At 52.6% G+C, this 6,000-nt stretch carries 5 protein-coding genes and 1 rRNA gene; 3 read left to right on the top strand and 3 right to left on the bottom strand.

What is annotated here, in order from left to right; all coding sequences use genetic code 11:
* The first annotated feature begins 43 nt into the window (after positions 1-43).
* The gene (locus VFE46_04135; protein HZZ27175.1) at positions 44-955 is read left to right on the top strand and encodes a homocysteine S-methyltransferase family protein; all 912 of its coding nucleotides are present in this window, start codon (positions 44-46) and stop codon (positions 953-955) included.
* Positions 952-1,281: a hypothetical protein gene (locus VFE46_04140; GenBank protein ID HZZ27176.1), complete on the top strand. Its 330-nt coding sequence runs from the start codon at positions 952-954 to the stop codon at positions 1,279-1,281. The genes VFE46_04135 and VFE46_04140 overlap by 4 nt, the downstream gene beginning before the upstream one ends.
* A 53-nt stretch (positions 1,282-1,334) precedes the next feature.
* Here the strand turns inward: VFE46_04140 and VFE46_04145 are convergent, their stop codons facing one another.
* On the bottom strand, positions 1,335-2,633 hold the full coding sequence (locus VFE46_04145; protein ID HZZ27177.1) for an MFS transporter: 1,299 nt from the start codon (positions 2,631-2,633) through the stop codon (positions 1,335-1,337).
* 198 nt (positions 2,634-2,831) lie between these two features.
* Between VFE46_04145 and VFE46_04150 the strand changes: the two genes are divergently transcribed.
* On the top strand, positions 2,832-3,902 hold the full coding sequence (locus VFE46_04150; GenBank protein HZZ27178.1) for a mannonate dehydratase: 1,071 nt from the start codon (positions 2,832-2,834) through the stop codon (positions 3,900-3,902).
* A 948-nt stretch (positions 3,903-4,850) separates the two neighbouring features.
* Here the strand turns inward: VFE46_04150 and VFE46_04155 are convergent.
* Positions 4,851-5,459 (bottom strand): hypothetical protein, encoded by a 609-nt coding sequence (locus VFE46_04155; GenBank protein ID HZZ27179.1) that lies wholly within the window; start codon positions 5,457-5,459, stop codon positions 4,851-4,853.
* A 411-nt stretch (positions 5,460-5,870) separates the two neighbouring features.
* Positions 5,871-6,000 (bottom strand): 16S ribosomal RNA (locus VFE46_04160); the annotation flags it as partial.

Below are 6,000 nucleotides of genomic sequence, written 5' to 3' on the forward strand. Positions count from 1 at the left end.
TCTTAATTATCACCAAACCCAACCGCCGATTGCTCTGGGTTCCATGAAAAAACCATTACTCGAGGCAATTCAAGATCGTCCCTTGTTAGGCGATGGGGCCATGGGAACGCAATTGATGCTCGCCGGACTGGAGCAAGGTAATTGCGGAGAGGAATGGAATCTGACGCATCCCGAGCGAGTGCTGGCAATTCAACGGCGGTATGCCGAAGCCGGCTCCGATTGCATTCTGACCAACACCTTCGGCGGTTCGCGCATTATGCTCAATCGCCATTCCAAAGCCGACAGAGTTGTCGAAATTAACCAAGCCGGCGTCCAAATCGTGCGTGAAGCCTTCGGCAACCGTGAGGGATATATCATCGGCGATATCGGTCCCTTCGGCGGTTTAATGGAACCCTTCGGCGATTTTACCGAAGCGCAAGTTCGTTCAGCGTTCGAAGAACAAGCCCAGGCCTTGGTCGATGCTGGCGTCGATGCAATCATTATTGAAACTCAAACTTCGCTGGAAGAGCTGCTCCTGGGTATTAACGCCGCGAAACTGGCGGGGGCGCCCTGCGTAATTGGCTCTATGGCGTACGACGTAACTTTAGATAGCTCCACGTTTCGAACGATGATGGGGATCGATCCTGAACGGGCCGCCAAGTTTATGCAAGAACACGGCGCCGACATCGTGGCCTTGAACTGTGGCACAGGAATGGATATGAATCGCGCCCGTCAGGCCGTCCAGCGCTACCAGCAGGTGACCGAGCTGCCCGTCATGGCGCAACCAAATGCCGGCCAGCCCAAGCTTGTCGAGATGAAAGTCATTTATGACGAACTTCCCGAGTACATGGTCCAAGGGGTGGTGCCGCTAGTCGAGGCTGGCGCGAACATCATCGGCGCATGCTGCGGAAGCACGCCAGAGCACATCCGAGCGTTCCGAAAAGCACTCGACCAGTATTTAAGTGTGAATATATGAAAATCAAATTGTGCGATGTAAACGACGCCGCCCTGGAGAAGCTGCCCGGCAAAACCGATGACAAATCAGGCATCGGCGCGCATTATGTAGATGCTTATCTGAAACCAATGAACGTGAAGCTGGAAGACGGAACCCTGGTCAAAGTGAAACGCCGTGGACTTAAAATCACGCTTGCAGCAGGAACAAAAAAAGGGGAAGGTTTAATGCGGCGTATGAAAGTTAGTTCCAATCCCATCCAGATGTTAGATGCCGCGCTACAAGAAGCCGCCCAAGCCGCCGGTGTAGAACTGGCCATCGAAAACGGCGCGATTTTCCTTACGGCCTGACCCATCACAAATGTGTTTGCCGCATACACTGCCGCGACAACACACATTGCGGATCATAAATCGATCATTTCTATCCGCGGCACCAGCAGTTGAATAATTAACACCGCCACAATATAGGACGAACCGGCCAGTGCAAAAATTGCCAAATAGTTGTGAGTCCATTCGATGATGATTCCGGCGCTAACCTGCAAAATAAACCCTCCCATCCCACCGGTGAACGTGCCCAATCCCACGATCGAGCCAACTGCACGGCGTGGAAACATGTCCGAAGTAAGTGTGAACAGATTGCACGAAAATCCTTGATGCGCGGCCGTTGCCAAACCGATCAGCAACACCGCGATCCATGGATTTGCCACGCGCGGTGCGGCAATCACTGGTAACACGCACAAGGCGCACGTCAACATCGCTGTTTTGCGTGCGGCATTCGTTGACCAACCACGCGCCAACAACCAGGAGCTTTCCCACCCTCCGATAATTGAACCGAAAGTAGCCAGCACATACACCGTCACCATCGGCTTTCCAATGGTTTTAATGTCCATGCCAAACTGGCTATTCATGAACTTCGGAAACCAAAATACATAGAACCACCAAATCGAATCGGTCAAAAACTTTCCAATCGCAAACGCCCATGTCTGTCGGTACGGCAACAACTGCCGCCAGGGAATCTTTTCCATGCGATCAGGCGGATCGCTTTCGATGTAAGTCAATTCAGTCTGCGAGATCCAAGGATGTTCCCTTGGTCGGCGATAAATGGGCCACCAAAAAAAGACCCATAATAAACCCACAAATGCTGTGGCGAGGAACGCCGCTTGCCAACCGAAATTGAGGGCCAGCAGTGGAACAAGCGCGGCCGCTAGAATTTGGCCGACATTCGAGCCACTATTGAATACTCCGGTCGCCAGTGCCCGATCTTTTTTCGGAAACCATTCGGACGTTGCCTTAATCGCTCCCGGAAAATTACCGCTTTCGCCAATCCCCAACGCAAATCTCACCAGCACAAATTGAAATACGTTATGCGCCAAGGCATGTACTGCCGTGATTAGAGACCACGATATTAACGCAATACTAAAGCCGATGCGAACTCCTAACTTATCCATCATCCAGCCTGCAAACAAAGAACCAAATGCATATGTCAGCAAAAAAGAGGCATTGATGTAACCCCATTGACTGCTTGTCCAACCAATATCTTTTTGCAATGCAGATTCAAGCACACTCATTGTCACACGATCGACGTAGTTAATAGTGGTTGCAAAGAACAGCAATGCACAAATTAGCCAGCGCAAGCCACCGTTCGACCACATGCCGGTTGCCGTGGCCGCTGGATGCGCAATTCGATCAGGTTCCACTGGCATTCCTTCGCTCCATGGGATGCTACCGATGACAACCGTGCAAGAAACCGCAATACGCTCGGCACAGGGAATACGCCTGCAAGTTCGAAAAGCGACTTACTCTCAAACTTGACCTGTTTGTCGAAACCATGATAATCGCAAGTTGTACTGTTGATCTAGCTCTTCGCGCTTACGGCGACGTAAAAACCGCGATTTCAATCTATGAAACTTGGTTTGGGACTTTATCGGCACCAGCTTGACATGGATCACTTCCGCTTTGCTAAGCAATGCGGTTGCACGCATTTAGTAATTCATCTGGTCGATTATTTTCGCTCGGCGCGTAATCCAACCAATGATCAACCGGTCGGGGACGATTCTGGCTGGGGTCTGGCCGGAGACCCGCAAAAGCTTTGGAGCTACGAAGAACTGGCGGCGCTAAAGCACGAAATCAATGCGGCAGGTCTGACGCTAGAAGCCATCGAGAATTTTGACCCGGCCCACTGGCACGACGTGTTGCTCGATGGCCCGCGGAAAAAACAACAGTTAGAAAACTTGAAAACGATCATTCGTAACATTGGCCGGGCGGGAATTCCCGTCATGGGCTACAACTTTTCGATTGCCGGTGTTGCCGGTCGCATCAAAGGAAACTTCGCTCGCGGCGAAGCTGAAGCTGTCGGCATGGAAGGTCCCTTCGACAAACCCATGCCGCGCGGGATGGCGTGGAATATGGTTTACGATCAGAATGCAGCCGCCGGAGATGAAGCTACCGCCACTTCCGAGCAACTCTGGCAGCGATTGAAAGACTTTCTGGAAGCGTTGGTTCCTGTAGCCGAGGAAGCGAATGTCGTGTTGGCAGCGCATCCGGACGATCCGCCGCTTGCCACCGTGCGAACTCAGCCCCGGCTGGTGTTTCAGCCCCGGCTTTACCAGCGGCTACTCGATTTAAACCCAAGCCCCAGCAATGCATTGGAGTTTTGTGTCGGCACCTTGGCCGAAATGACCGAAGGAAACGTGTACGAAGCGGTCGACGCCTACAGCCGTCAACGAAAAATCGCCTACGTTCACTTGCGCAATGTACGTGGAAAGGTTCCCACTTACAAAGAAACATTCATTGACGAGGGCGATATCGACATATTGCGCGTCCTTCAAATTCTCAAAAAAAATCATTTCAATGGCGTCATTATTCCCGATCACGCTCCACAAATGACATGTGCCGCCCCCTGGCATGCCGGCATGGCCTATGCGCTAGGGTATATTCGAGCCGGTCTTCAAGCCCTGAACATCGATTCTTGAGCGCGGAGATTATTGATATTGCGAGTTCCTTGTTGATCTCAATTCGTTGATCCGAAAATCGAATGGGACTTAAACGAAAAGCCCGTGCTTACTCCTGCGATGTGCCGCCAGTCGGGCTGCGACGCGCACTGCTTGGTAGCGGCCGGTAACAGGTGATTACGGCTCTGGCCAGTTACTTTGTCCGGGATTTTTATTTGCGGACAAAATCTTGAATATTGACCAGCGAGTTAATGGAGTTGTCCGAAAAACTCCGAGCGGTAGGGGCCGAAGATGGGACAGAACATGTTGGGTTTGCGTCCGCGGCTGTCCGATTGTTGGCGCGAATGTGGTCAGGGTCTGATTCCTGATGGCCAGGTCTGTTCAGGGGCCGGCAGTAGCGTTGTGAGCCGGGAAGTTTTACTCTCCGGCTCAGCAACACTTGCCAGCGCGGGCGCAGACAGCCGAACAGCTCGGCCGGATAGCAAGAGCACTGTATTTCGGATTGCCAAAGAACGGTCGCGGAGCACATTGACTCCGAAGGTTAACATCGCTGAGTGTAGTGTACAGGCAATCAGTTGTGAAGTGAGAAATTGGGCCAGGGCGCGCGCCGCATCAGCTTGCGCAAAGCGAACTGAGCAATCGCTGACAATTGCCGAAAGAATAACGCGATTGCGGCCAGGCAGCGAGGGCGAATTCGCTCGGTTCCAGAACGGGCGTCAACAAAATCAATTCCAGCTCTGGAAAAAAGAGAAAATAATGTCGTGCTGGGAATTTCCTGGCACGGAAGGCCGAAAATGAACGCGGTGACAATTTCAAACTCGGCGCAATAAAACCCGCGGGGTGTGGTTTGGGTTAAGAGCGGGGTGTGCTAAACCGTAAGCGGGATGGTGGGCGAATTGACCGGGTTTAAGACAAATGAGATGCATGCTCAACCGCAAGCGGATTGGTTGTCGGGCGGATGGTATAGCGTTATGACCGTGTGCGTTTATGAAAGGGCCAATTGTCGTAAGGTTTCACGAAAGGCCAGTGCTGTGGAGGCAGGCCGATTACAACTGGATTATGTTCTACATAACGGATGACTCGGCGAACTTGTTGCGGCGAATCGAAATAGCGCTTCCAGCCGCCGAGGGTCCACAGGGGATGATCGGGACCAATGACGCGGGGTTTGCTAAACCGCAAGCGATCGATGAACCACACGCGGGTGGATTCCTGGAGGTTATCGATCATGTTTTCGGCAAGGTGCTTGTGTTTGCGGATGACGAGATGCACGTGGTCGGGCATGATCGCGCAGGCGTAACAAGTGTAGCCGAATTCATGCATGGCATCGGCGAGCCCGTCGGCGACCATTTGAATTTGTTCTGAATCGAAGCGGATGACGTCGAACAGCAATCGTTCTTCGGCGTGTTGGTAAAATTCACGGATTTCACGGCCGGCCGGTTGAACTTGCTTGCGGCCGTAGTGAAGTTCGCCGAGTTCGGCCAAGAGGGGTGCGGCAACGGTGTGCGAGCCGCTGCCGCGTGGATCGTTGGGGAGCCACGTTCCGTAAGCGGTCCAGATGAGATGGTGGGCGACGACCATAGGAATTCCAACCGTTTTGCGGTTTAGCAAGATTTTCGCGTGAGGCGTGCTAAACCGCAAGCGGAGGAGGGGAACGTTGTGGCTGGGTTCGGGTGTGGAAATTGGGACGTGCTAAATCGCAAGTGGGGCGCAGTGCCAAACGGAATGGGGATTGGATTCGGGAAGTTGTATAGCGCAATAAAAAAACCCGCGGGGCCTGGCTTGTGCCCGCGCGGGTTCTATCTAGTCAATCAGTAGTTTTGTTTTGCCGTCTAACCTCGGGCGAACCCGGGGCTAAGTGATGTCGATATCTTATTGTGTATCCATCGACACCCGACAAAGCTGACTTCGTGCCAACACAAGGACTGCTCCACAATGGTTTCGCCGGAAGTTGTCAGATGTTAACAACGACTAGCTTAGGAAAATCCTTAGAAAGGAGGTGATCCAGCCGCAGGTTCCCCTACGGCTACCTTGTTACGACTTAGTCCCAATCGCGGAGTTTATCTTAGGCGGTTAGCTCCTTACGGTTGCATTGCCGACTTCGGATACCCCCCACTTTCGT

It is taken from the genome of Pirellulales bacterium, from assembly GCA_035656635.1.
Taxonomy (GTDB): domain Bacteria; phylum Planctomycetota; class Planctomycetia; order Pirellulales; family JADZDJ01; genus DATJYL01.

Excerpts from the sequence above, each read along its gene's own strand:
- VFE46_04145 (HZZ27177.1), bottom strand. The coding sequence starts at position 2,633 with ATGCCAGTGGAACCTGATCGAATTGCGCATCCAGCGGCCACGGCAACC.
- VFE46_04155 (HZZ27179.1), bottom strand. The coding sequence starts at position 5,459 with ATGGTCGTCGCCCACCATCTCATCTGGACCGCTTACGGAACGTGGCTC.
- VFE46_04135 (HZZ27175.1), top strand. The coding sequence starts at position 44 with ATGAAAAAACCATTACTCGAGGCAATTCAAGATCGTCCCTTGTTAGGC.
- VFE46_04150 (HZZ27178.1), top strand. The coding sequence starts at position 2,832 with ATGAAACTTGGTTTGGGACTTTATCGGCACCAGCTTGACATGGATCAC.
- VFE46_04140 (HZZ27176.1), top strand. The coding sequence starts at position 952 with ATGAAAATCAAATTGTGCGATGTAAACGACGCCGCCCTGGAGAAGCTG.